The sequence below is a fragment of the uncultured Senegalimassilia sp. genome, assembly GCF_934630535.1.
GTDB lineage: Bacteria > Actinomycetota > Coriobacteriia > Coriobacteriales > Eggerthellaceae > Senegalimassilia.
This window is the reverse complement of sequence record NZ_CAKTVU010000003.1, coordinates 73466-99108: the sequence shown is the minus strand read 5'-3', so window position 1 is coordinate 99108 and position 25643 is coordinate 73466. Positions and strand designations below refer to the sequence as shown.

Annotated in this window: 26 protein-coding genes and 1 tRNA gene; 3 read left to right on the top strand and 24 right to left on the bottom strand. The window is 66.0% G+C overall.

What is annotated here, in order from left to right; translation table 11 throughout:
* Nucleotides 1-6: 6 nt before the first annotated feature.
* The 22 genes from Q0D52_RS03040 to cpaB (Q0D52_RS02935) all read right to left on the bottom strand — a co-directional run bounded on the left by Q0D52_RS03040 (nt 7) and on the right by cpaB (Q0D52_RS02935) (nt 17245).
* On the bottom strand, nt 7-828 hold the full coding sequence (locus tag Q0D52_RS03040; protein WP_294380040.1) for a type II secretion system F family protein: 822 nt from the start codon (nt 826-828) through the stop codon (nt 7-9).
* Between the two features lie 135 nt (nt 829-963).
* Nucleotides 964-1881 (bottom strand): type II secretion system F family protein, encoded by a 918-nt coding sequence (locus Q0D52_RS03035; RefSeq protein ID WP_294380039.1) that lies wholly within the window; start codon nt 1879-1881, stop codon nt 964-966.
* A gap of 13 nt (nt 1882-1894) precedes the next feature.
* Complete coding sequence (locus Q0D52_RS03030) at nt 1895-3214, bottom strand: ATPase, T2SS/T4P/T4SS family (protein ID WP_294360455.1); 1320 nt, start codon at nt 3212-3214, stop codon at nt 1895-1897.
* Nucleotides 3204-3911, bottom strand: coding sequence for a Flp pilus assembly protein CpaB (gene cpaB / locus Q0D52_RS03025; RefSeq protein ID WP_294380035.1), 708 nt, complete (start codon nt 3909-3911; stop codon nt 3204-3206). The genes Q0D52_RS03030 and cpaB (Q0D52_RS03025) overlap by 11 nt, the downstream gene beginning before the upstream one ends.
* A 166-nt stretch (nt 3912-4077) precedes the next feature.
* On the bottom strand, nt 4078-4665 hold the full coding sequence (locus Q0D52_RS03020; protein ID WP_294360450.1) for a hypothetical protein: 588 nt from the start codon (nt 4663-4665) through the stop codon (nt 4078-4080).
* Nucleotides 4662-5120, bottom strand: coding sequence for a hypothetical protein (locus Q0D52_RS03015; RefSeq protein ID WP_294380033.1), 459 nt, complete (start codon nt 5118-5120; stop codon nt 4662-4664). The genes Q0D52_RS03020 and Q0D52_RS03015 overlap by 4 nt, the downstream gene beginning before the upstream one ends.
* Entirely contained in the window at nt 5107-5619 is a 513-nt protein-coding gene (locus Q0D52_RS03010; protein WP_294360544.1) for a TadE/TadG family type IV pilus assembly protein, read from the bottom strand. Before Q0D52_RS03010 ends, Q0D52_RS03015 begins: the two co-directional genes overlap by 14 nt.
* A gap of 35 nt (nt 5620-5654) precedes the next feature.
* A complete protein-coding gene (locus Q0D52_RS03005) occupies nt 5655-5915 on the bottom strand; it encodes a hypothetical protein (protein WP_294380191.1) in 261 nt (86 codons plus the stop codon).
* Nucleotides 5916-6010: 95 nt separating this feature from the next.
* A complete protein-coding gene (locus tag Q0D52_RS03000; RefSeq protein WP_294360444.1) occupies nt 6011-6901 on the bottom strand; it encodes a prepilin peptidase in 891 nt (296 codons plus the stop codon).
* Nucleotides 6898-7512: a hypothetical protein gene (locus Q0D52_RS02995; protein ID WP_294380031.1), complete on the bottom strand. Its 615-nt coding sequence runs from the start codon at nt 7510-7512 to the stop codon at nt 6898-6900. Before Q0D52_RS02995 ends, Q0D52_RS03000 begins: the two co-directional genes overlap by 4 nt.
* Complete coding sequence (locus Q0D52_RS02990; protein WP_294380029.1) at nt 7509-7814, bottom strand: DUF192 domain-containing protein; 306 nt, start codon at nt 7812-7814, stop codon at nt 7509-7511. The genes Q0D52_RS02995 and Q0D52_RS02990 overlap by 4 nt, the downstream gene beginning before the upstream one ends.
* Nucleotides 7815-7831: 17 nt before the next feature.
* Nucleotides 7832-8356, bottom strand: a complete 525-nt coding sequence (locus tag Q0D52_RS02985) for a hypothetical protein (protein WP_294380028.1) — start codon at nt 8354-8356, stop codon at nt 7832-7834.
* Entirely contained in the window at nt 8353-8805 is a 453-nt protein-coding gene (locus Q0D52_RS02980) for a hypothetical protein (RefSeq protein WP_294360434.1), read from the bottom strand. Before Q0D52_RS02980 ends, Q0D52_RS02985 begins: the two co-directional genes overlap by 4 nt.
* A complete protein-coding gene (locus Q0D52_RS02975) occupies nt 8796-10925 on the bottom strand; it encodes a hypothetical protein (protein WP_294380026.1) in 2130 nt (709 codons plus the stop codon). The genes Q0D52_RS02980 and Q0D52_RS02975 overlap by 10 nt, the downstream gene beginning before the upstream one ends.
* Nucleotides 10922-11431 (bottom strand): TadE family protein, encoded by a 510-nt coding sequence (locus tag Q0D52_RS02970; RefSeq protein WP_294380024.1) that lies wholly within the window; start codon nt 11429-11431, stop codon nt 10922-10924. The genes Q0D52_RS02975 and Q0D52_RS02970 overlap by 4 nt, the downstream gene beginning before the upstream one ends.
* Nucleotides 11432-11459: 28 nt before the next feature.
* Entirely contained in the window at nt 11460-11696 is a 237-nt protein-coding gene (locus tag Q0D52_RS02965; RefSeq protein ID WP_294380023.1) for a TadE/TadG family type IV pilus assembly protein, read from the bottom strand.
* Nucleotides 11665-11880 carry a hypothetical protein gene (locus Q0D52_RS02960; RefSeq protein ID WP_294360425.1) on the bottom strand — a complete coding sequence of 72 codons (216 nt, stop codon included), beginning with the start codon at nt 11878-11880 and terminating at the stop codon, nt 11665-11667. The genes Q0D52_RS02965 and Q0D52_RS02960 overlap by 32 nt, the downstream gene beginning before the upstream one ends.
* 2 nt (nt 11881-11882) lie before the next feature.
* Nucleotides 11883-12806 carry a type II secretion system F family protein gene (locus Q0D52_RS02955; protein ID WP_294380189.1) on the bottom strand — a complete coding sequence of 308 codons (924 nt, stop codon included), beginning with the start codon at nt 12804-12806 and terminating at the stop codon, nt 11883-11885.
* Complete coding sequence (locus Q0D52_RS02950; RefSeq protein ID WP_294380022.1) at nt 12806-13753, bottom strand: type II secretion system F family protein; 948 nt, start codon at nt 13751-13753, stop codon at nt 12806-12808. Before Q0D52_RS02950 ends, Q0D52_RS02955 begins: the two co-directional genes overlap by 1 nt.
* A complete protein-coding gene (locus Q0D52_RS02945; RefSeq protein WP_294360420.1) occupies nt 13714-15042 on the bottom strand; it encodes a CpaF family protein in 1329 nt (442 codons plus the stop codon). The genes Q0D52_RS02950 and Q0D52_RS02945 overlap by 40 nt, the downstream gene beginning before the upstream one ends.
* Before the next feature lie 2 nt (nt 15043-15044).
* Nucleotides 15045-16559 (bottom strand): hypothetical protein, encoded by a 1515-nt coding sequence (locus Q0D52_RS02940; protein ID WP_294380021.1) that lies wholly within the window; start codon nt 16557-16559, stop codon nt 15045-15047.
* Between the two features lie 32 nt (nt 16560-16591).
* Complete coding sequence (cpaB, locus tag Q0D52_RS02935; protein WP_294380020.1) at nt 16592-17245, bottom strand: Flp pilus assembly protein CpaB; 654 nt, start codon at nt 17243-17245, stop codon at nt 16592-16594.
* Between the two features lie 550 nt (nt 17246-17795).
* Here cpaB (Q0D52_RS02935) and Q0D52_RS02930 point away from each other — a divergent pair.
* Nucleotides 17796-17870: transfer RNA gene (locus tag Q0D52_RS02930), tRNA-Val, on the top strand.
* A gap of 459 nt (nt 17871-18329) precedes the next feature.
* Here the strand turns inward: Q0D52_RS02930 and recN are convergent.
* Together recN and Q0D52_RS02920 are read right to left on the bottom strand one after the other, a co-directional pair.
* Nucleotides 18330-20006, bottom strand: a complete 1677-nt coding sequence (gene recN / locus Q0D52_RS02925; protein WP_294380019.1) for a DNA repair protein RecN — start codon at nt 20004-20006, stop codon at nt 18330-18332.
* Between the two features lie 174 nt (nt 20007-20180).
* A complete protein-coding gene (locus Q0D52_RS02920; RefSeq protein WP_294380018.1) occupies nt 20181-22214 on the bottom strand; it encodes a hypothetical protein in 2034 nt (677 codons plus the stop codon).
* Nucleotides 22215-22309: 95 nt separating this feature from the next.
* Between Q0D52_RS02920 and Q0D52_RS02915 the strand changes: the two genes are divergently transcribed.
* Together Q0D52_RS02915 and Q0D52_RS02910 are read left to right on the top strand one after the other, a co-directional pair.
* Nucleotides 22310-23851: a VWA-like domain-containing protein gene (locus tag Q0D52_RS02915; protein ID WP_294380017.1), complete on the top strand. Its 1542-nt coding sequence runs from the start codon at nt 22310-22312 to the stop codon at nt 23849-23851.
* A gap of 27 nt (nt 23852-23878) precedes the next feature.
* Nucleotides 23879-25390, top strand: coding sequence for a MoxR family ATPase (locus Q0D52_RS02910; protein ID WP_294380016.1), 1512 nt, complete (start codon nt 23879-23881; stop codon nt 25388-25390).
* Nucleotides 25391-25643: the final 253 nt, after the last annotated feature.

The window sequence follows — 25643 nt, the reverse complement described above, 5'->3', positions numbered from 1 at the left end:
ACCATCTCAAGCCAGTCCACCTCCTAGAAACGCCAGCAAATCGACGACCGTGGGAACGAGCACCAGCAACGTGGTTGGCGGCAGGAAGCAAACGGACAGCACCACGTCAAGCTTCGTCGGCATCTTCCTGATATGCTCGAGCACCGCGGCCTGGGCGCGCGAACGGGCAAGCGCCGCTTGGTTTGCAAGTCCCTGCGCCACCGATGCGCCTTGCTCTATCGCCTGGGTCAGCTGAGCGGCGAACGCGGTAACCTCCTGGCTTGCGCAGCGTTGCGCAAGATTGGAAAGCGCCTTCGCACGGGAATGCCCCAACAAGTTGACCTCTTGATCCACCAGGCGGAACTCATCGGCAAGCGGGCCGTTCAAGCTTTCGGCGACCTGACGAAAGCACTGCTCAACCGGAGAACCGGCGGCGATCGCCACACCAAGAAGCTCCATGGCATCGGGCAATCCGGCATCGATGGCAGCACGACGCGCTTGACGCTTGGAGCGCAAGTACAGCTGCAAGCCTCCGCAGCCCGCAAACCCCGCTCCGCCGACGGCGAAGACGAAGGCCACCGGCGTCACATGCAATGCGGCACACGCCGCAACGGCTACGAGCACGCAACCCGAAACCGCGGCAAAGCACGCGCAACGCCACGTTTCAGGTTCCAGGGCTATGCCCGCGACTCGAAGCCGCTCCCTTGACCGCTCCCGTTCCCTCATCGAAAGCGGGGCGAAGCCCGCCAGCGCCGTCACGGCACGCTCCCGCAAACGCGCCATCCCCTCACGGGCAAGATGCCGCGATGCGCCGCCGCCCTCCTGTTCGGGCTTCACCCATGCCGGCATATGCCTTCGCTCCTTCACTCCCGCCCAAGCGTTAAGCGCCTCGTAAACCGCCAACCCCGCCGCAACGGCAAGCAAGCAGATCGCGCAAAGCGTCAAACCTTGCATGTATCACCTCTTAACCGGCGCGAGCAGCGCCTAATACGAGAACTTCGTGATCCGGCGACACGCCGCAACGCCTACCACCTCCATAAGCGCGGCGGCCGCAAGCACTGCCCACCCCAACGGGTTTTCCCGATAGAAAAGCGAAAACGCCTGGTTGGTAGCGAACATGAACGCGAAGATCGCAGGCATGGCGCATGCCACCACCACCGTAGCCATGCGCGTCCCCGCAAGCTCGCTGCGCAGCTCCTGCTGCATAACAGCCCGCCCCTGGGCATGCTCCGCGATCAGGTCCAGAACCGCCCCCATCGATCCACCGAAGCGCTGCTGGATGCGCATGGCCGATGCCAGCGCCGCAACATCGGCATCGCCGGTGCTCTGCGCCATGCGGGCAAGCGCCTGCACCAGCGGCGTGCCATACGAAACGCGCGCAAGCACCGCCATCAGCTCCGACCGCAACGGTTCCGGAGCATGGTCGGCGGAAACCCGCAGCGCACGTTCTAAGGTCAACGAGCTTTTCACGCTGGCCGAAAGCTGAGGAACAAGCCGCACGAACTGCTGGGAAAGCAGCTCTCGTCGTTTCGCCCGCGCACGCAGCACGTACATCGCCGCCGCAGCGGCAACCAACCCCACACCCGCAACCGCGCCAAGCAGACCGCTTGCCCGCATGCCGAAAAAAGCCACGAACGCGCCCACGGTGCCAAGGCACAGCGCGCACGAAACCGGAGATGCCTCGATGCCCGCACCGCGCAGCATCTTGCCAAGCGGCCCCTCGGCATCCGCCTTCGCCGACTCGGCATCGCGCTTGCCCAATTCGTACAAAGCCCGATCAGACATTCGGGCATCGCTTTCCTCGGCCCTGTGCTTCAACCTCAAGGACAAGGCGGCGCACGCCAGCACCGCCGCCGACGAAAGCACGCCGAAGGCAAGCGCCCCGGAAAAGAACCCCTTCATAGCCATCGCCTCCCTACGACCCGAAAAACCAAGACGGGTCGAACCTTACCCCCGCCGCGAGCATGCGTTGCTTGATGCGCTGCGGTTGGACGCCGCACGCGCGCCACGCTCCAACGATGCGGCCGAACGCGTCCGTCCCGCTCGGCTCGAATCGGAACAGCTCGGCACGGGGGATGATCGCCGCCCCCTCCGGCATCTGATCGACCGCCACAACGCTGGTGACGCGCCGCCCTCCGTCGCGCATGCGCTCCACATGGACGATCAAACCCCCCGCAAGCGATTCCGCGATCTGCTGCACGATGACGTCGCGGCCCATGTCGGCGTTGGCGTAACCCACCATGGTGCGCAAACGGCTCAACGCGTTTCCTGGGTCGTTGGCATGCACGGTGGTCATCGAACCGGGGTGGTCGGTTTGCATCGCCTGCAGCATCTCGTAAGCCTCCGCCCCGCGGCATTCGCCAACGATGATGCGATCGGGGCGCCGACGCAACGAGAGCGCCACCAGCTCGCGCATGCCGACGGCCCCTTCGCCTTCGGTGTTCGCCTCCCGCGTCTGCATCCGTTCGACATGCGCGGCGCGTAGCCGCAGCTCGGGCGTATCCTCGATGGTCAAGACGCGCTCGTCGTCGGGGATGAACCCGGAAAGCGCGCCGAGCATGGTCGTCTTTCCCGAGCCGGTGCCTCCGGATATGATCACGGGACACCGGGCACGAACCGCCGAACCTAAAAACTCCGCCATCACGGGGCTGAGGGCGCCGCGCGCCGTCAAATCCTCGATGCTCATGACGTCATCGCCGAACAGGCGAAGGTTGAGCGCAGGGCCGTCCGGAGCCAGCGGCGGCACGATATACGTCGCTCGCGCCTTGCCGCCCGGCAGCATGGCGCAGCCCATGGCATGCGCTTCATCGCAGCGCATGCCCGCCTGCTCGGCGATTTTGTCGATGATGCGGCGAAGATGATCGGCGTCATCGAACCGAACATATGGGCACGGCTCCAAGCGCCCTGCCCGTTCCACGAACACATGCGGCTCCAAATACCTAGCAACCCCAGCGTCCATCGTCACGCCGCCGCCGTTGACGATGATCTCGGTGATGCCGGGGTCCTCCAGCAGCCCCTGCAAAGGGCCGTACCGGAGAAAATCGTCGCTGACCAAGCGGCATAAACGGGCGATATCGGGATCGGCAAGGCCGAGGTTCCACGCCCGCACGGCCTCCTGCACAAGCGACTGAATCGCCGACTCCACCTCCGCCGGATCGAAATCCCCCTGCAACCTTGTCGCAAGGCCTTCGCGAACCACCCGCTTCAGGGCAAGCTCGGTCCCTCTATCCATCATGCTCGACCATGCCTCCCGACAACACCCCGCCCGCAACGAGCTGGACGCTGATGGTGCCCGACGCCTGCGCACGGCGAACCGCGTCGGCCTGCTCCGGCGTCAACTCCAACGTGATGGCGCTGTACGCCGCGCCCTCGCCGGCACCGTCGCCGCCTACCGACATCACGCGCGCCGAGGGGCAAAGCTCGTCCAAGTCGACCACGCCTCCAGCCGCCTCGGTGACGCACACCACGCGGACCTCGTCGAACGGCTGGACCTGCCCGGCCACGCCCGTCTCATCGTTCACCGACAGGGAAACCGCCTCCATGCCCGCGGCAAGCTGTGCGGCCAACCTGCCATCGGCCGCACTGCCCGCGATCATCTGAGGCGAGAGCTGCGTGTTCGCGGGAATGGAGACCAAGGCCCGTGCGCCCGCCACGCCGCCGACGCCATCAAGGGCATCGGCGCCAAGCGCTTCCTCTTGGCGGAAAGCCTGGGGAACCTCCACAAGCCGCACCGCATCCGCGCCGAACGGCTCGCCGGCCGCGACATCGCGCGTGGTGACCACCACATTACGGGCGCCCTTCGTCGCCTGATCGACCGCCGCGTGGGAAACGCCCGCCTGCCACAGCCCATATCCCACCGCAACGAACGCTACGGCAACCGCAGCCGCGGTCACTGCGGACATCTGCTTGAAACGCGCAGTTGAAACGTCCATCGAGCGCACAGGCCCATCGGACGTTCGCTGCTCGCCCCCTTCCGCCGATCCGGCAGTTTTCCCATAAGCCGTCTCCAAGCGCCCACCAAGACGCAGCCGCCTTGATGGCGCCGGCCGCGAGACGCGCCCCGTGTTCCTTCCGACCGCCATGATCGTCCCCCTTTCGCTATCCGCCCAAACGAGCTTGGGCTTCCTCGACCATCTCTTGAGGGAACCCCTCAAGCGCGCCTATCGCCGAGAACCTCCCCTGGCCCGCACCGCAACCATCGCCGAAACGATGCACTCCGCATATGCGGGAATCAGGCCGCCATACCTGCTGCGCTGCATACGGACGCGCGCTGAATATCCGGCTTGAAGCCACCTTGGCGCCCGAAGCGGGGCTTACGGGAAACGGGAGCGGCTGCTCCTCCTCCACCTGCATGCCCACGACCCAAAGGCGTTCGCTTTCAGCAACCGCCCGGGAAGGCGCCTCATAGAACCACACGCTTACCTCGCCCTGCACCCCTTGCGCCCTGACCTGCTCCGCTATAGCGTCGGCAAGGACCGCTCCCGCATCGTCGCCATATTTCGCGGCGGCCGATCGGCTTGCATCCATGCAAGCCGATCTGGCAGCGTCTAAAGCCTGCTCTTGACGGGCTTTTACGCCGTAGAGCACGGCGCAATCAGCCAAGAAGCCAAGCATCATCACCAACACCAGGCACAACGCCACGGCAAGCGGGGCAAGATTGCCCCCTTCCCCCCGATACCGGCTCATGCAAGGCTCACCTCCGTCACCCGCTCATCGACGACCATACATGTGACATGGCGCGATAGCCTTCCGTCGCCGCATAACCCGGACAGCGCGATCGGCGCCTTGTAGGACACGTCATAGGAGACGGCGGTATGCGCCGTGCGGCTCGAAACGCCGCTTGCGTGAAGCACGTCCTCGCAAGCGGTCGATTCCACCCTCACCCCCGACACCGCCAAATCGCTTCGACGCAGCTGCGACGACTCGTCGAGGATCTGCTCGGCGACGAACGATTCCTTATCCGATGCCGTCCTCAAGCCCATCACATCGATGCGTATGCATGCCTGGGTAAGCTCCGAAGACAGCATGATCGCCGCCGCATTCATCATGGCCGCCTGCAATATGCCGAACGCCACGATGATGAGCAGCACCACGGCGAAGGAGAATTGCACGCTCTCGCTCCCCCGTTCATCGAAAACCATGCTGCACCCCCGTATCGGCCTCCACCGAGACCGTCCTGCTCGCCGTTGCCGACAGCCGCAGCCCATCGGCCTGCCCCATTGCACCGAGCACCGCATCGCCGACAGGCGTCAAACACCGGGCGTTCACACGTATCTCCACGTCCACCTGCCGATAAGCGAATTCGACAAGCTGCTCTTCGAATCGGCCAGCTTGCGGGTCGAACGTCTTGCGCTCGACCCCCTTCGTCTGCACGGGCGGGCAGTCGATTTCGATCGAGCAGGAAATGCCTTCGCCGGCAAGGCCGGGAGCCTGCCCAAGCGCCGCCGACAAGGCGCATACCTTATCCGGCGCCTTGTCCCCCTGGGCGATACGCCCAGCCGCATCGCGACAGGCGGCCTGGGCCGCAACATCCGCTTCCATGCCCAGATACGCCGCCCTTCCGATATCCACGACGGCGCACAGCAGGCTCATCAGCAAGGGCAGCGCCATCACGAACGTGACGACGCTTGCCCCATCAATCCGAACGCAGCGGCCGACCAGCCGGGAAGGCGCGGCTACTTGCTGCTGACCGCGCCGCTCGTCACGCTCTTGAACATGCTCGTAACCGAGCTGCCGGCAGACGTGATCGCCGTGTTGACCTGCGTTTGCAAAAGCATGAGCGCCGCCCCCAAGCCAACGGCGAAGCCCAAGGCGATAACCACCTGCACGATCTCCGATCCGCCATCCTCCTCGCCGCGATACGCCAGAGCGCGAGCCTTGTCCGCAAAACCCTTCAGGGAAACGCCGTTCATGTTCATATCCATGTTCGTGTTCATATCCAAACCTTTCCATTCGCTGCCTTTTTCCTTGTTACCGAATCGAACCAGCGCCTAACCAGCCCAAAGGCACCACCTCCTTTCCGTACCCGTTCTCATCCGAGCACCGTCGTCCCCACCGCCAGCCATATGGATAAAAACGGCGCCATGGGGATGCCGTCGCGGCGACCAAGCCGGTGCACCAGCATCCCTGCAAGGGAAAACGCGCACGCCGACGCATAGCAAGCCGCCGCCCCCAAAAGCGTTGCGGGACCGCACGCGAACGCCAGCGCCGTCATGCAACGGATATCGCCGAAGCCCACCGATCCGCCGCTCTTGCGCGCAATGAGGTTCGCCACCCAACACACCGCCAGCACCACCGCCGCGGCGACGGCCCCCTCCGCGATGCCGGCAGAGCCATGGCGAAGCAGCTGATAGGCGCCCCCGACGACGAGAAGCGCCGCGCAGCATTCCAAAGGGATCACCCTTGCCCGCAGATCGCACACCACCCCCGACGCCATGACCGCACCGCACACGCACAGCAGGCAGCCCTGATGCCACGGGGCGCCCGATAGCGGTTGGGCCGCGAACCACAACGCCATGGCCGCGGCGAGCACCGCCCGTTGCCACGCCCGAGCCGAAAACGAGCAACGTCGCCGCTGCTCGGCTTCGCTTCGCGCCGAGGAGCCCTTGCCCACGTCGATGCCCGCCTCTCGAAGCGCTTCGGCGCGTTCGTGCGTGAGCGTCCCTTTCAGAGCCTGGGAACGGCAATCCTCAAGCCACATGCCCACGGCACCGGCAGACCCCTTCTCGCTTTGACGGGGAAGCCGGCCCGGGAAAGCATCGCGATAGCGGGAAAGATCATCCAAGCAGCGATACCACCAGGTATAAGAGCGCAAATACGCCCTGCTCAGCAGCATGTCGGCGATTCGGGGGACCGCAAATGCGCCCACTGCGGCCCCGATGATCGCGTATACGGCCAGCACAGCCAGCGCATACCCCGTCATGCGCTTGCCTCCTGCAATTCGGCAGCATGACGCGGATAGGTCGGTCTCGCCTGTTCAGCCCCTTGCCCGGCCGATGCTCCTCGCTGCACATCGGCCGGGCGGGCGCCATTCGACCCCCTCACGGGCCTACCTCGACGCAACAGCTGGCAGGCAGCGGCCTGAGCTGCGCGCCGAGCCGCATCATCCTCGCCTGCGGCATTCGCCTCCAAAGCTCCGACCAGCTCGATGCGCACCACGATGTCCGCCCCTTCGGAAGAAACGTTCACGTTCCTGGCGACAACGGGAACGCCCACGGAAGACCCAGGGTCCAGGCGCTGCTCGGTGCTGGAAGCACCGTCATCGGGCATCGGCGCCTTCGGCTGCTCCGCCAAACGACCCTTCACCAGATCGACCTGCTGCGCATCGGCCCAAGGAGCCGCGTTTTGACCAGGAATCGGCGCCTGGACGCACACCTGGGCCTCCTTGGGCAACGACCTGGCAGCCCCTCCCTTGTGCGCGCCGCCTGGCACCGGCGAAGCCGCCGCATCCTTGACGCCGAAGCGATGCATGCACCCGTAGCAGATCTCGGCATCATCGAACGCTCTCGCATGGCAAACCGGGCATATCCTCATTTCCCCGCACCGTCCTTTCTCGTCATCTCCACATGCTCCCCTGCCGAAAACCATGGCGGGTCGTTCACGGAAAACCGCTCTAAAACGGCCACCGCATTACGGCACCTGACGCGTCTGCGCGGCCCGACGGCCCGGTACGACTCCAACACCTGCCCCCGCTCGTCCAAAAAAGCGATGTCAATCAGCTCGGCCATGCCGAACGTGTGAACGTCGTTGCACGGCGCCAGCATGACGACGCCCTTCGACCGCTTCGCCCCCAGCAAACCGCGCACGCGCGCCCCGAAGCCGACCGCCAATCTCATCGACGCATCCTTTCCCTTCACGAAAGCCCTTCCTTCCCGCACTCCGACCACTGCACCACCACGCTCGATCCTTGCGCCATCTGCACGCACTGGACAAACGCCCAGCGACAGGCTCCGTCGCCTTTCACGAACGTCGCGCACGAGCCCTCCCTCGCGGCGGTCGTGCGCCATCCGCCGCGCTCGAGAGCATCCCGCACTTCCCGCAGAGCATCGAAGGCGCTGCCTTCATAATCGAATCCCACCAGGCGCGATTCGGGATTGCAGCGCAACCCGCGCCTGCGCGCCACAGGCAGCAGCTCGGTCTTGAACACCTCAGGAACATCCGAGGGCGAACAGGCGAACCCGTCATCAACCGTCCCCATGACCGCATCGAAGCCAGCAAAGGAAGAGGATTCCGAGGTCATCCGCCACACCGCCTGGGCATGAGCGGCATCGGAGATGGCGAGAAACGCGATTCCCGCTGCCACGATGAGCGCTGCGCGCGCCGCGCGCCTTGCCGAACGATCGCCATCGCACGCAGCACGCCCTTGACAGGCGCTCACAGCAGCACTCCCGGCTTATAGCAATCCACCACCAGCTCCTCGGTATGCGACAGCTTCGGCATCGCCACCCCCATCACCTCCGATCTCAATCCCAGGCCGAATAGCGTGGGCATGTACTCGAGCGTGGCCGAAAACGATGTATGACCTGCTGAGATGCCATGCGCCGAAACGCTTACCGACAAGTTGTCCGCGCTCAACCGTTCATCGAGGGCCCGCTCGACGAGCGCACAGGTATCGCCTGTGCCCTGCCCGTACGCCGGCGATGCGGCATACACCCGGACCGAATCGCGGAAGTCGTTATCGAACGCCGCGCACCATCCGAAAAACGTCAGGGCGTTCACCGAAACCGCCGCAACCGCTATGAGCACGGGCAGCGCCGCCACGAACTCCACCGTCATCTGTCCGGACGACCTGCCGGCAGCACGCATCCGATCGACCATCAATCCCATTGCCGCAATCCCGTCACACTCGCGTACACGGACAGAAGCTTGTCGGCCACAGCCCCGATGGCGTCCGAGGCGTACTCCTTCACCGCCGGGGGTAGGGCCACCGTTACAGGCACCTGAACGCCGCCTATGTCGATGGTCGCCACTTCCACGGAATCGCCCCACGCATCGAAACGCTGCAGCACATCCCTGCGAACGGCGCCGACCACCGACGAGAACACGTCGTTGGACATGAGCGGATGCTCGACCGCCTGCCGCTTCACCTCGAGCAAACGGGCGCAAAACGCCCCGTCGCCGGCCTGCGCGACGTGCGCCGTGTTCACCGTTGCCGGACGCAGCGCATCCAGGTTCGCCGGCTGAAGCCCCACGACGCGAAACGCGTCCGAAAGCGCATCGGCGGCCCAATCCCCCAAACCGGAGGCGCTTATAAGGGGCAAACCCCCCAAACCCTCGCGAACCGCCGTATCCAGCGCCGATTGCCCGTCGGCATAGGCGCTTAGCGCCCCCGACCAAACGCCCGCCGCGGCTCCCAACACCCCTGCAAGCGCCGAATCCGACGCAAAGCCATCGGTCAAAGAGGCGATGACGCTTCGGCCCTCGCCGGACGGATCGGCCACCAGCGTTGCCGCCGATATCGCCACGCGGCACCCTAGCTGACCGCTCGCCTGCACAAACGCGGACTCGAACCCCTTGTCGGGGGCATCGGGGCCCGTATTCACCGCAAGGCAGACCACCCCCTTGCCTCCGGGCGGATCCGCATCGATGCGAAACGATCCCACGCTTAAACAAGCATCGCGCAACTGGTCGAGCAGCTTGGACACGCGGTTTTTCGCCTCCTGCTTCGCCGGCGCCCCCTCTTCAAGTGCCTTTTGGTATTCCTCGGCGGCAAGCGCCACCTGCTCATAGTGGTGCTCGAAGCCGTTGCCTATCGACGTGGAGGCTGCCGCCACCTTGCCAAGGCTTGCCGCCGTGAAGCCGCATTCGGAGCACGTCTCCCACGCGCCCGCCTCCATATCGCGAAGAGAGGCCCTCGACGACGACCCCACCGCCTTCGGGCAGCCATCCCACGCATGCAGAACAGGGGAGCCGTCCGCTACGCCCACCGGATACACCGCTTGCGTGAACAACTCAGTCTCCCGCATCTGCGCGGTATTGGCGGGCAAATGCGGGAACAGGGCCTCGAACGAATCGCCCTCCCTGACATATCCGCGCGACACCTCCTGTGCGGCGAAGGCGTAGAAACGCTTGCGCAACGCCGACTGCGCCTGAGCCTGCACGCTGCCGTCCTCGGGCCGCTCGACCGCCAGACGCGCCGGGTAATACGCCTGCGCCCGACGAAGCGCTACGGAAAACGACCACGCATCCACGCTCGAGTACACCGGGTTTTGCGCGCCCGTCATATGCGCCAAGGTCTCGGCGCGCTCGGCCATGCACCAGCCCGGACGGGCGCCGCAATCATGCTCGAAGGCGCGCTGCTTGGCGTCTTGGGCCCGCACGGCCGCCTCCTCGGCCCGCTGCGCCAGCTCCTTTACCTCCTCGGCCTGGTCAAGCGCGTCTTCGCGAGCTTGCTTGGCGCGAGCGTCCTCTTGCGGCACCCGGATATCCTCGACGGAATCGGGCACCAGCAAAGCGAGCGCCGTGTAATCGGACCCGTTCGATCCGTTTCCCTGCGCAACCGACGCCGCGCTGGCCGCCGCCAAAAAAGGGAGGGCCTTCTGAACGCGCGTCAAACCCTCGGAAGCGGTCTTCGAGAACGAGTCACGGGCATCTGCCACGCGTGCGCCGGCCTCGAGCAGCTTGGCGCCCACGCCCTGCCCGCCGGGAACGCAACATGCGACGATTCCCAAACCCGTGGACGTCAAGCTGGTCAGCGACAAGGACAGGGCCACGGAATCGCACACGCGCACCGCCACCATGAACTCCGCCACCACGTTGCCCGCCGCAAGCGCGCCGGCATCGGCCACCGACTGCACGCGCGATGACACGGATTGGATCCGGTACACCTGGGCCGACGAGAAGATCATCGACAGCGCCAGCAGAAGCGACACCACCATGCCGACCGTGGTCATCCCGTCCTCGTCCCGCAGGGAAAACGCCTGCGCCATCTTGTGAGGCACGCTCATAGCCAAGCTCCTATCCAAGCCTCGGGGTCAAGCCCCTGCGGGCTGCCCGCAACCCACTCGGGCTGCGTCGCCCGCTCGCAACGGGCCTTCACCGTCAACAGCCCATCGCCGTCGGTCATACCGAACAGCACGGCGCCCGCGTCCAAAAACGGCAGCGGCTTGATCTTGCCGACAACCTCCACGCTCACCTTCTCCGAGCGCTCATCCCCTTGCACGGACACCTCCCAACTGCAACCTCCCTCGTGCACGTGAAAGCAGGGGACGGGCGGGATGGCGCCCAGCCTATGGCGGACGAACGCCTCAACGGCCTGCGACGAATCGCCTACGGCATCGGTCTTGACGGCGGCAAGCCTGCACGCATCGCTTGCCGCCGCCTGCATGACCATCCGGTCGTACAGGACCATGCCGGGCTGCACGGACAGCAACAGCACCGTGAACAGGACCGGGATGAGAAACGCCGCCTCCACGGTCGCCTGCCCGCGCTCGCCAACGCGCAAAACGTCCAAGCCCCGCCCCCCTTGCGAACCTCGAGAGCTAATACAGCACCGCATCCGCCAGCGCCCCGGGCAACGATCCCGCCACGCAATGGGATGCGCACGACAGCGCATGATCGACGAACGCGCCCGCCGAGACGCTGCGCCAAAGCGCGCCCATCCCAAGCACGACCGAAAGGAACGCCACGGCAACCAGCGCGAACTCAACCGTCGCCTGACCTGCGCAATCGCGTGATGCAACCCTCCTACAGGCTGTTGATTCCGTCGGCAATCGCATCCCACAGCTCCTGCAATTTCGGACGGAAAACCGTTATGGCGATAATGGCTATCACCACCAGCACGCCCACCAAGATGGCGTACTCGGTAGTTCCCTGCCCGTCCTCGCCGCGTTGAAGGCGGGCAAGTTTGCACGTAGCCTTCGCCAACGCCCGCCGATACGCATCCATAACCGCTCGAACCATGCCTATATCCCTTCCATAAGCTCCAACAACACGGGCCCTAACACCAAAAGCAGCATGGCGGGCAAGATCAGCGTCCCCGTGGGGATCATCATCTTCACGGGCGCCTTCGCCACCCGCTCCTCCACCTGCGCCTTTCGCGCCGCACGAGCCTGCTCCGCCGACTGCTCCAACACCTCGCCGAGCGAAGTGCCGAACCGCAGCGAGCGGATAATGGCCGACACCGTGCGCGAGAACAGCGGGTTGTCGTACCCTTGCGCCAAGGCGCGCAAAGCGTCTTGGCGGGTGGCAAGCCCCGCCTGCCACGACCGTTGCGCCGCAGCGCACTCGCGTGCCAGCCCATCATCGAAATGCCCCGTGTACAGCTGCAGGCTGCGATCGAACGAAAGCCCGCTGCGCACGCCGAGCGCCACCACCTCCAACATCTCCGACATGCTGCGTTCCAGCTCCTGGGCACGCAGGCGCCGAGCGCCGCGGACGGCGCGCCCCGGCGCAGCCGCACCTGCTATGCCGCCCGCCATACAACCGACCGCCGCAAGCTCGTTCGACGCCGTGCAACCCAACAACGCCCCCGCCGCCGCACCCGCCGCGGCAAGGCGCACCGCGCCCTCGCAACACGCCTGGGCCGACACCGTCCCGGAAAGGCCGGCCTTGCCCACCTGCTCCTCGAAGCGCGCACGCGCACGGCGCAACGCGCCGACGGGCAGCATCGGGCGGGTGGCCCGCAACGCCAAACGCCTGCTCAGACCTTCCAAGTACGAAAGGCATGCGCCCGCCTGCACGCCGCCCTGCCCCCGCCCGCCATCAGGCGCGCGGGCCCTCGCCGCCCGGACTCGGCGAACCGATCTCGCGCCCGCCCAACCCAGGCACGCTCCCGAAGCCGCACCGAGGATGCCCGCAATCGCGGGCAACGCCGCCGCATTTACCATCACGACACCTCCACGTTCAACATGCGGCGCACGGCGAGCACGCCCGCAACCTCCATCGCACACGCCAAGCCCAGCAGGCCCAATCCCAGCGGGCTGTGCAGGAACGGATTCAAAAACCCTTTGCTCACCAGCGAGAACACCGCAACCAAGGCGAAAGGCATCACCGTGACCACGCGCGCCGACAGCCGCGCCTGGGCCGTCTGCACCCGTAATGCACGGCGCAAAGCCAGCTCTCCTTCGACCGTCTCGCGCGCCGCCTCGAGCACCGGGCGCATGCTGCCGCCCGCCTGGTGCTGCACATCGAGCGCCACCGCCACGAACGCAAGCTCCGATCTCGTCCCGCCCGCGCGCAGCGCCCCTAGAGCCTCGCTCGAGCCGTGGCCCGTCTCGAGCAGATGCGCACAGGCTGCGAACCTTTTCCCTAACGGCCCCTTTATCTCGCCCGCAAGCTGCTGAAACGTCTGCAGCAGGGAAAAGCCCGCCTGAAAGCACGACCCCATGGCGTGGAGCGCATCCGGCACCGCCTCTCGCAAGGCCTCTTCCTGACGATCGCGCCAGCCGTGGATGCGCGCCACCGCAACGGCACAGGCCAAGACCGCCACCGCGGCGCCGGCAAACGGCGATGCCGATACCAGGCCCACGCAAACCGCCAGCGCCGCTGCCGCCGCGACGGCAAGCGAGCACAGGCTTCGCGGCGTGCAAACCACCCCGCGACCCTGCAACGCCGCTTGGGCATCGCCCGCAAGAGCGGAGACCTTGGGCACGGAAAGCAGGCGTCGCGCAACCCCATCGGCGCAGCGCACGCCGTTGCGCGCAAGATGTTGCCCGATGCCGCCTTCGCCCGCCCTCCGACGCCGGGTGCGCCGCAACACTGCGCGGGTGCAAAATTCGCCACCGAAAAACGCGGCTATAGCCGCTGCGGCGCCGAACACGCAAGATGTTTCCATTCCGAAACCTCCTCCCCATCAAGCCCGATGGTTTCCGGCAGGTCGTCCACCCAATCGGGCAGGGCCCGCCACCGACCCGCCTCCTCGGGCGAGCGCCGCTCGAACAACGTCCTCACAAAACAGGTTCTCTCGCGTTGGTCGTACGAAAGCTCCGACACGTGGGTCACGCACCGTCTGCCGCTGAGCGCCCGCGACGTCTGCACCACCACGTCGAATGCGCTCGCCGCGTTCGCCTCGATGACGTCCACGGGCAGATCGACGCCGTAGCGCACCATGGTCACCACGCGGGAAAGCACATCGCGCGGGGAATTGGCATGCAGCGTGGTGAGCGACCCGTCGTGGCCCGTGTTCATCGCGGTGAGCATGTCCACCGCCTCCGCGCCGCGGCACTCGCCCACCACGATGCGGTCGGGGCGCATGCGCAACGCGTTGATCACCAGATCGCGGATAGTCACCTCGCCCGCCCCCTCGGCGTTGCGCGGGCGCGCCTCTAAGCGCACCACGTGAGGATGCTCGAGAAAGCGCAGCTCAGCCGTATCCTCGATGGTCACGATGCGCTCGCCTGCGGGAATGCAGCACGACAACGCATTGAGCAACGTCGTCTTGCCGCTGCCCGTGCCACCGGCCACCACCACGTTCTTGCGCGCAAGCACCGCCCATTCCAGGAAGCGCCGCAAATGCCCGTCGATCGAGCCGGAACGCTCCATCTCCTGCAGCGTTATCACGCGCTGCGTGAACTTGCGGATCGTGACGATCGGCCCGTCGGGCGCAAGCGGGGGGATGACCACGTGCACGCGATGGCCTTCGGGCATGCGAGCGTTCACCATAGGCGACGACTCGTCCACGCGCCTGCCGAGCGGCCCGAGCACGCGATCGATAAGCGCCCGAAGCTGGGCCTGGCTCGAAAACGCCCGGTCGCTGCGCACAAGGCGCCCCTGCCGCTCGAAGAACACGTCGCCAGGGCCGTTCACCATGATCTCGGTGATGGTCGGATCGGCTAGCAACGGCTGCAAAGGACCGAAACCGAACACCTCGTCTACCAGCTGCTCGGACAATCTCGATCGGCGCAGGGCATCCGCCCCCTGCCACACCGGCAGCGCGAACGCCTGACGGCACGCCCCCAAAAGCTCGCTTCGCGCCCGAGCCGGCTCAAAGGCCATCAACGCCGCTATGTCATCAACCGACACGAATAGGCGCACGTCCTCTTTCAAGCGCGCAAGCGTCGCCGTTGGCGCACGGCTTTCGCCGCCGCTTGCGCCCAACGCCTGCGCACGCTCTGCCAGCGTCACGATCAGGCCTTCTTGCGTTTGCGCGAACGTTTTCCGCGCAGGAAGGGCATGCCCGACCCCTCGCGGGAAGACGTCGCAGCGGCCGATACGCCGGGCAGCATCTCCGCCATAAGCTCCTCGATGCCTTCGACCAGCTCGTTACGCGAGTCGATCAGATCGCCGACCAGCCCCGCCGCCAAAAGGTCCTCCACATCGGCGCCGCCATCGGGCAGCTCGCGCACATGAGCCCCCTTAAGCGCGCACGACACGTCCATCGACGACAACGGTGCCCCTTTGCCGCATCCGTTCAGCGTGAACAGGAAAGGGTTGACGGCGATACCGCAACGGGCGCACAGGTCGAGCGCACGCTGCGCCGCATGCACCGACGTGGCGCGTTGATCGACCAGGAACAACACCTTCGAGCTGCGCTCCAACAGCACCGCATGCTGCTCGGCCCACGCGCCGCCCGTGTTCGCCACGATCACGTCGAAACGCTCGCGCACGGCATCGAGAAGCGCCGGCGCCTGCGCAACCACCGCCTCGGCGGCGTCCACGTGCTCCGGAGCCGCCAGCAGCGCCGGCACCCTCCCTTCGCAGGAAAGCTCGGCCAGACGCTCGGGCCGGGCAAGCACCTCGTCGATGCGCAGGGGCTTTTTCACGCCCATGAGCTGGGCCATATCGCCGAACTGCAGGTCGAAATCGAGCAGCAGCGTGCGCAGCCCCAGCCCCTGGGCAGCATGTGCCGCCAACAAGGCGACCGCGCTTTTGCCCGCGCCCCCGCTACCGCTCACCACCGGCAGCAAAAAGCCCTTCGCCGCCGGGCGCTGCGGGTTCGCCGCTGAAGCCGAGGAGCTTCCAGAAGCCCCCAACCCCGATACGGCCCCATAGGGGGAAACGGTCGCAGCAAGGTCCTTCGCTGCCGATGGAGCGGCAAGGGCCGACTGGGCGTTCGCCGACGCATACGATCCGCCCTGCCGCATCTCCGCAGGCGATACCATCGCCCCCGCCCGTTCAAGCGATTCCGAAAAGCCGGCCGAATGCGTCGTCGCCACGCCGTATGGGGAAGTCATCGAAGACGCGACGCCGAACGTCGCCTGCTGCTGGGGAGCCTCCCCCGCCGGTGCGCAAACGGCCCCGGGGCCGATCCCCGCCTGCAACTCGATCGCCCGCATGGCCACCTGCTTGCACTGCGCGTAACGCTCGACGAAAGCCTGCCTGGTCAGCGACGCATCCACGCCTGCCGCGGTCGTCCTTGATCGAAGCGACCCCGACTCCTGCGCCGTCAGCATGCATACGCGCCTGCCGGGCCGATCGCGCTTCAGCGCGGCCGCAAGGTTGATGGGCGCCACATCGGCGCAGGAAACGACCCACACCTCCTGCACGCTCGCCGCATCGCGCAGCGCCGCGCGCGCCTGCTCGGCGGAGGTAAACGGCATAAGCCACTGCTGCGCCAGCAGGTTCTCCCCCTCAAGGCCTAACAGCTCCGGATGCCGGAAGCATTCCTCATCGGCGCACAGCGCCACCAACGGCATGGACATCCTCTCTCCTTCCGCTTGTCTCAAAGCCTCTCTCACTGCGCACCCGCACCAGGCAAGGTCAGATACAGCTCGGTTCTCTGAGCCGCCGATACAAGCTCCTCGACCTGGTTTGGATCGACGGCAAGCGTCACCCACGTCACCTTCGACGCAGATCCCGACGCCTGCCGATCGTCCGTCCCGACGCTGGTCGCCAACACGTTCACGCCCCGAGCCAGCACTTGCGTTGCCGCGCTCCCCGTGGCATATACATCCACCGACGAGCCCGCCGACACCGCACCGCCCACCGCCTGCACGTCCTTGGCAGGCACGCTGATCGCAACCTTGCCATCGGGCACGTCTATGGCCGACGATGCCGCGCCGAACCTTCTTGCGGAAAGAACCTCTCCGGAAAGCACCGTGGAAGATGCCTTCGCGCCCACAACCTCCGACGCTTTCCGCACCGCTTCGGGCGGCAACAGGTCAGCCACCCACAAGCGCATCTCCACAGCTCCTGAATCAACCGTTTCACCTGCGGCTATGTCGCGTTTTGCCACGCATACCTCCACCTGATCGCCACCGTAGCGGGCCAAGGCGTCGGCACGTGCGCGCTCCGCCTCGCCGCGCACCGACTGGGTATATGCGAGCACGCACAACGCGCACAGCACGCCGCATATCGCGCCCGCCGCAGCGGTCTTGTTCCGTCTCATGCGCACCTCCTTCGCTTCGCATCACCCAGTATGGGAACGCCATCTTGCGAAACCCTTGCCGATAGCACCGTCTCTTGTCCCCAGAACCTTGCAGGCCCGTCCGATTCAACGCCATGCGGAACCCGCTCGCCCGCCCTAAGCGCTTACAGAAGCAGGCAGCCCCGGTAGCAGCCCAATCCGCAGCGTGAAAAGCCTTGTAGCAGATAGCCCCTCGACCTCGAGGTTCACGACTCCCGTCCGCAAAAGACCTTGCGGCAGGCAACCCCTCGACATCCAGGAACTCCACACTGCGAATCGCCTTGTAGCAGACAGCCCCTCGATATTCACTGCCCCGCACCGCAAAAAGCGTTGCGACAGACAGCCCCTTGTGCATTCGCGAACCCGCGAAGCAACGCAAGCCGTATGGCCCAGCGGAATGCCCCGATGCAAAAACCCGCCGGCCCGAAAAGGCAAGCTCGGGCAAGCCCAGCGGCATCGGCGGGTTGTGCAGTATTTGCGAAAGCGGGTTTCTTGTGCGACAATAAGCGTCACCCATTCGGGGAAATCATCCGGCCGGTTGGCGCAGCGGGAGCGCAGGTGCCTTACAAGCACAAGGTCACAGGTTCAAATCCTGTACCGGCCACCATTAAAGCCGCAGGTCAGACGTTTTTTGTCTGGCCTTTTCTTTTTTAGGGCAATCAGGGGGTTATAGGACAAAAGCGCGCCTGAATTCGAAGCTTCGGCGCAGGCTGGTACCTCTTTTTTGCGGGCTTAAATTCGGCCACGCAAGCCTTCCATCCATACGTCGCACCCATAAAAAATGGACGCCGGCCTGCGCCGACGCCCGAAAACCAACGCGCTTTTCACGCCGAAAGCCCGACATGGAACAGCGCCGAAAACGGGCGCGCCTTCCGTTTTACGAACCCGAGACGCGCCGGCGCCCGGGCACGAATCCACCTTACGCGTCGCAAACCCGATTTTCTTCCCGCACGCCAAAAAGGCCGCCGGCACAGCCGACGGCCTTCAAGTTATGCAGATCCCTTGTGACAGCCCGGAAAACCCCGGTCGGATACGCCGAAGCCCTGCAGGGCGGACGCGCGGTGCCTTATTCCCCCTGCACGCCCTTCACCGCGCCGAGCATCTCCCGCGCATGGGCAAGGGACGCCTCCGTGGCGTCGCCGGAGAGCATGCGGGCGATCTCGGCGGGCCGCTCGTCAGCGGACAGCCGTCGCAGGCAGGTCTGGGGCATCCCATCGTCGCCGGCTATCTTGGTGACCGCATAGTGCACATCGCCATGCACGGCAACCTGGGCCAGGTGCGTCACCACGATGACCTGATGGCTACGAGCCAGATCGGCCAGGACCTCGGCCAACGCCACGGCCACAGAGCCGCCCACACCGGCGTCCACCTCGTCGAACACCAACGTGTCCACGCTATCGGCCTGCCCAAGCACCACCTTTATAGCCAGCATGACGCGGCTGACCTCGCCGCCCGAGGCTATACGGGCAAGCGGACGAGCCTGCATGCCGGCGCCGGGCTGGAACATGAACTCCACCTCCGACGCACCCGAACGGGTCCACGAGGCACGCGGCAGCGCACGCTGCTCGCACACAAGCTGCGCCGTTCCCATTTCCAACCGCTGCATCTGCGCCGACACCGCCTGGGAGAACCTTGGCGCAGCTGCGCCGCGCACATCGTCAAGGTCCCGCGCCGCAGCTGCCAAGACCTGCTCGGCAGCGTCGACCGCTCGCTGCGCGACACGTTCACGTTCCTCGGCATCGTCCACCAACGACACAAGATCGGCCGCCTCATCGCGCGCTGCGAGCACGTCGGCCATACGAGGACCGTATACGCGCATGAGCCCCTGCAATGCCGCCATGCGCTCCTGTCCGCGCTCGAGCTCCTCGGGATCGAACTCCACCCCATCGCGATAATCCCGGGCCGTGCGCGCAACATCCTCCAGCACATAGCCCGCCTCGCGCAGGGATTCCGCAAGCTTGCCAAGCTCGGGATCGTAGCGGGAACCCTCGTCCAACGCCGCGACCGCACTGCCCAGCAGGTCGATGGCGCCCTCGTCGCCCCCGAGCGCCTGATGCGCGCGATACGCCGACGTCGCAAGCGTTTCAGCATGCTCGGCACGGGCAAGCCGGGCCGAAAGCTCCTCGTATTCGCCCTCGCGCGGGGCCACGGCATCGATGCGCTGCAACACGAAGCGAGCCTCGTCGAGCTTCGCCGAAGAAGCCGCCCCGGCATCGCGGACCCGGGCAAGCTCCGTCGCGGCGCGCGACGCCTGGGAAAACGCCTCCTGATACGCGCGAAGCGCCTCCGCCACGTCCTGCCCGGCCCATGCATCGAGCATGCCCACGTGCGCGGCCGGCTTCAAAAGCTGCTGTTGGTCATGCTGACCGCACAGATCGATCGAAGGGGACACGGCACCCGCCAGCTCCCGTACGCTTGCCATGCGGCCGTCCAACGTGACGCGCGAGCGCCCATCGGCCCCCACGCGGCGCACGGCCACCAACTCGCCGTCTTCATCGCTTTGCCCATCGCCCTCCAAGGACGCACGGGAAAGCCCGAAGAAACGCCCGCTGACCTCCAAGCCGTCCTGGCCATCGCGCACGGAATCCTTATCCGCACGGGAGCCCATGAGCAGCTTGAGCGCCGACAGCAACGCCGTTTTGCCGGCGCCCGTCTCGCCCGTGAGCACCGTCAGACCTTGCGCGGGGGCAAGGGCTGCCTGCTTTATCAGCGCCAGGTTCTTAACTTGCATCTCGTCGATCATCGCGGTTCCTTCTGCGTGCGGATCATGCGACCGTAACACGTACGGCTGTTCTATATAGCACAGTATACCAGCGTTGCCGCACAACGAGCGCGCACGCGAAGGCTTTTCGGGGCATCCGACATAAGTCGGCAAGAAACCTCCCCATGCCCCGAAAACCTTGCACACCCGTTCCCTCTAAAGGGCGAACTTGCTCCTCAAGCTTGCAGACGCGTCCTGCCCGCCGGCATCGTCGGCCTGTGCACCGCTGCGATGCCGCCGCTCCATAAGGAAGGCCACGCAGTCCATACGGTTGCCCTGACGAAGCAGCTCGATCTGCGCATCGAAGCGCTTGTCCTCCATAAGCCCCAGGTCAGCCAGCTGGCGCACCATCTCCAAGCTGCCCTCCCGGGCGATGCGCACAAGAGCCTCACGCCCTGCTGCACGCACCTCGTCGGCGAAAGCGACCTGCATCTGCGCGTCAAGCCCCACGGGACGCTCGAGACGATGCAGCAACGCCCCAAGCCTATCCGGAACGTTTTTGCCCGACCTGAGCACCTCGTCGTAGCGAGGCAGGTCGAACGGGTCGGACCCGGGCTCGGCGTCAAGGGTGAAGCAGCTGAGCAGCTGATCGGCGGGCACGTGCACCGCAACGCCCGACCAAGCAAGGCGGCATACGGAGAACTCGAAGCTGCCCTCGCCGACCGACCGAAGCGATTTCGGCAGGGCGACGGGCCCCTCGAGCGTACGCGAGCAGAAGCTATGCGCGCCCACGCGCTCAAGGCCCTCGGGGAGCACCAGGCGCTTCGTCCCCCGGCATGCGTTCCCATCCCCGACCTCGCGAACCGATGCGGGGATGATCAGGGTTTTAGGCGCATACGGCAAGGCGCTTGGAGCGATACGCGCAAGCTCCATCCCCCGAACCCGAGCCGGCAAGGCCAGCGTTTCAACGACCTGGGGCTGCGCGAGCACCGCCGCCGACGGCCCCTGACCGACCGGCCCCAACCTGCCGCCCGACACAAGCCCGCCGCAATCGTTGGCCTCGGCACGAGCCGCCGCCTGCTTCGCGTCCACCGCTACGCCCTCGTCGCTGGCCGCCGCGGCGCGCGCACGCGCCGCCACGCTGGCAAAGCGCTTCGATGCGGACTTCGGGGGCTGCGGGCCCGCCACCAACAAGGCGGCGCCGTCGCGGCAGTCGAACCAGCAGCCGTCCGCCTCGATGGCATCGGGGCCGCACACGCGCACGCCTCGACGGCGCAGGCGGCGCGCGCCGTCGCATCCGGCCGGGCACATCCACAACGCGGCATCCCACTGCTTCGCGCGGACATGCTGCAAGCATGCCGGCGCCGACACCACATGCGGCGGCTCGCAGCCCTGCGCGAACGCCGTCTCGCCGACCGTCTCCACGCCGTCGGGGAGGACATAGCGCTCCTCATAGGGCGGGGCGCAGAACAAAAGCATCTTCCCGTCCGCGGAAAGCAGGCTGCCGTCCTGCGCTTGATAATGCTCGTTTTCCCCGCTTACTGAATAGGTGCGCCGCTCAAGCGGCGGCGTGACGCCGGAAAGATCGCAGGCTTGGGCGCCGCCGGCGCGAACGCCCGCCCCCAAATGGATATGCCTGCCGGGCAAGGCCGAGAAGGCGCCGGCGCCGATACGCTGCACCGTATCGGGCACCACCAGCACATCGACGCCCACGCCGCGCACCAAACGCCGCGCAAACGCTCCGGGCGCGATGCGCACCACGGGAACGCCGTCCACGAACGAGGGGAGCACCACGGCAAGCCCCGACTGCACGCCCGACGCCTGCGCAAGCGCTCGCAGATCGAAGCCGACCAGGGCATAGCCAGCCTCCTCGCGCTGGACCGACACGGCTGGGGCGTCCTGCTCGTCGGGGACGTCCACGGCGGCCGCGCCGCCCACGCCTTCTTGCCGGGCCGCCATTGCCAGCAGGCGCGCGCGGGCATCATCGTCCACGCCCATGCCCAGCGACCCCGCCGCCAGCAGATCGCCGTCGGCGTCGCCTTCCACCTGCCCGGCGCGCGCGGCTCCGCCTTCCCACGATTGATACGGCAGCAGCTGCGGCGACCACACCTCGCCCGCCTGCGAGCGCCCCGGACTCACCTCGCGCACCTGATCTGCTGCAAGGCTCACCGGCGCCGCGAGGGCGCGCGCCACCACCTCCTGCGCTTTCGCGCCATGCGTTGCGAACACCATCTCCTCAGCCGCTGCCATCGAAGCACCTCCCGTATCAAGGCCCTGTGTTTACCCGCTTTGCCGCCCATGCTACACTGCGCGAAGCGACGAAATCAAGCGACGGGAGGCCCTCAATGGCACATAACGCCTCAGGTCGGCTTGCCCAGCAAGCCCTTGAGCTCACCCGCAACAAGCTGCTGGTCAGCTTGCGCTTCATGAACGCCGCGTTCGCCCATCTCAAGCTGCTGGCGCAACCCGGGCAGACCATCGCCACCGATGGCACCTACCTGCGCTACAGCCCGGCCGACGTGGCGCGTACCTTCGCGTCAAGCCCGGAGGAGCTTGCGCGCACATACCTGCACATCATGCTGCATGACGTGTTTCTGCACCCCTTCCCCAACCCGAACATGGACGCTGCGCGCTGGGATGCCGCATGCGATATAGCCGTCGAGGCGGTCATCACCCAGCTGGCGCTTCCGGCCACGGCAAGCCCGCGCGCCGCGCGCCAAACCGCCGCGCTCGCCCAGCTTCAAGCCGAATGCCCGCAGCTCACCGCCGAGGCCCTGTACCGCCACTTCACCGACCAGGGGATGGACGACCAGCAGCTCGCGCAGCTGGCCGCGCCCTTCGTTGCCGACGATCACGAGCCCTGGCACCGCATGGCGGCCGAGGAAGCCGCGCGCCGTCAGGCCCAAACGGGCGAGAAGCAGGAGAACGCCGCCGATTCCCCCGCCCCCGCGGCCGGCGAGGCGGGCAAGAACGGCACGGACATGCCCATGCCCGACGAGGCGCGCAAGGCAAAGCCCAATCACAAGGCCCACCGCGGCCTGTCGCTCGACGACATCACCGAGAAGGAGGCGCCCGAGCAGGCCCGCGGCGTACAGGCGAACCGCTTCGCCGACACCGTCAACCTCGATCGCTCGCGCGACCAGTGGAAGAACGCGGCGCTTGAAATGGGCGTGCAGCTCGACTCCTATATCAAGCTTTGGGGCGTGGAAGGCTCCAACCTTTCCATGAACCTGCGCTCGGTCACGCGCCGCAGGCAGGACTTCACCGCCTTTTTGCGCAAGTTCGCGCGCATGGGCGAGCACGTGCGAGTCAACGACGACGAGTTCGACTACGTCTACTATTGCTACGGCCTTTCACGCTACGGCAACCTGCCGCTGATCGAGCCTTTGGAATACGTCGAAGAACGGCGCATCCGCGACTTCGTCATAGCCATCGATACCTCCGCATCCACCAAAGACGGGCTGGTCAGGCGTTTCCTTGAGCGTACGTATTCCATCCTGTCGAGCGAGACGGGCTTTTTCACCCGCATGAACGTGCACCTGGTGCAATGCGACGCCGCCGTCACTGCCGTCGATTGCGTCCACAGCCTAGACGAGCTGGACGACTTCCTGGACAACGTGAAGATCGAAGGCCTGGGCGGAACCGATTTCCGGCCCGTATTCGCCTACGTCGAAGACGCGCTCGAACGAGGCGAGTTCCAAAACCTCGGCGGCCTTCTCTACTTCACCGACGGTCAAGGCACCTACCCCGCCCACAAGCCGTCCTTCGATACCGCCTTCGTGTTCCCCGACGCCGAGACCGCCGATGCAAGCGCACCGGTGCCGCCATGGGCCATGAAGGCCGTCCTCGACGAAACGTTTACCGAGCAGGCCGATGACCTGGCCTAGCACCACCCCATCGAGCAAGGAGCAGCCATGGATATCCAACAGGCGAAACAGCAGATCAAGTACACCATGCAGGCGTATTTCGCCAAAGACGAGTTCGGCGGCTACGCCCTGCCGCCGCAGCGTCAGCGCCCCATCTTCCTGCTAGGCGCGCCCGGCATCGGCAAAACCGCCATCGTCGAGCAGATCGCCCAGGAGCTTGAGGTGGGATTCGTTTCCTACTCCATGACCCACCACACGCGCCAAAGCGCGCTGGGCCTGCCGTTCATCGCCCAGAAGGAATACGGCGGGAAAACCTACGACGTGTCCGAATACACCATGAGCGAGATCATCGCCGCGGTCTACGATGCCATCGAGCAGACGGGGCATCGCGAGGGCATCCTGTTCCTCGACGAGATCAACTGCGTGTCGGAAACGCTCACGCCCGCCATGTTGCAGTTCCTGCAGTACAAGGTGTTCGGCCGCCACAAGGTTCCCGAGGGCTGGATCGTGGTAACTGCCGGCAACCCGCCCGAGTACAACCGCACGGCGCGCGACTTCGACCTGGCAACGTGGGACCGCTTGAAGCGCCTTGACGTGGAGCCCGACTTCCAGGCATGGCGCGAATACGCGCTCGGCCACGGCGTGCATCCGGCGGTTATCACCTACCTTGACGTCGAGCAGGACCACTTCTACCATCTGGAAACCACGCCGGACGGCAAGGAATTCGTCACGGCACGCGGTTGGGACGACCTGTCGAGCGCCATCAGGCTCTACGAGGCGCAGGACCTGCCCGTCGACGAGGTGCTCATCGGCCAATACGTGCAGGCGCCCCAGATTGCCAAGCGCTTCGCCGTGTACTACGACCTGTTCACGAAATATCGCGCCGACTATCAGGTGGACCGCGTGCTTGCAGGCACGGCCGGCCCCGAAGTGGTCGAGCGCGCGCAGGAGGCGCCCTTCGACGAGCGCGTGTCGGTAGTGGGCCTGCTCTCCGACGCGCTTGCAGGCGTGCTGCGCGAAGCGGTGCTCGAGGAAGGCGCCGTGGAGTTCGCGCACCCGCGCCTGGCGGCCATGCGCGACAAGCTTGAAGCCGCGGGCGCAGCCGACGCCACCGAGGAGGTGCGCGCGCAGGAGGCCGAGGTGCGCCGCTTGCTGCGTACCGACCGCGCAAGCGGGCTTTTGTCCGAGCAGAAGTATCGCTCCTACGAGCGCGCCATCGACATGCTGCAGCAGGCGCAGCACCTGGGAGCGCAAACCGGGTCGCTTACGTTCGACCAGGTCAAGGAAGCGTTCTCCAAGATGCTCGGCGGGCTTGAGAGCCGCGTCGAGCAGGGCGAGCAGGCACTTGACCGGGCGCTGGCGTTCGCCGAGCAGGCATTTGGCGAGGGCCAGGAGATGCTGCTGCTCATCACCGACCTCTCCGCGAACCGCTACAGCATGGCGTTTATCAACACCCACGGAAGCGAGCGCTTCTTCAAGCACAACAGCGCGCTTCTGTTCGGCGACCGCGGCGCCGACCTTGCCGCCCGCATCAAGCAGACCGCGCTTGACGAGGAATAGCGTAGACATCATGCGCCCGGCAGCCGAAAGACGCCGGGCGCACATCGAGCCGCCGTCGTTAAGACAGCGGCTCGATACGTTTTCCCGTTAGGCATCAACGACCCGGACGATGGCTATGGCAAAATGGAGAGCTCACGTTCGCAATGGGACGAAATCGCCTGCGTGGTGAAACCGCTCAATTGTTGCGTACGAACACGAAACGAAGCAGCTATGGCAAAGCGAACGCACCGGGCCTCAGCGTGTAAGCTGCGGC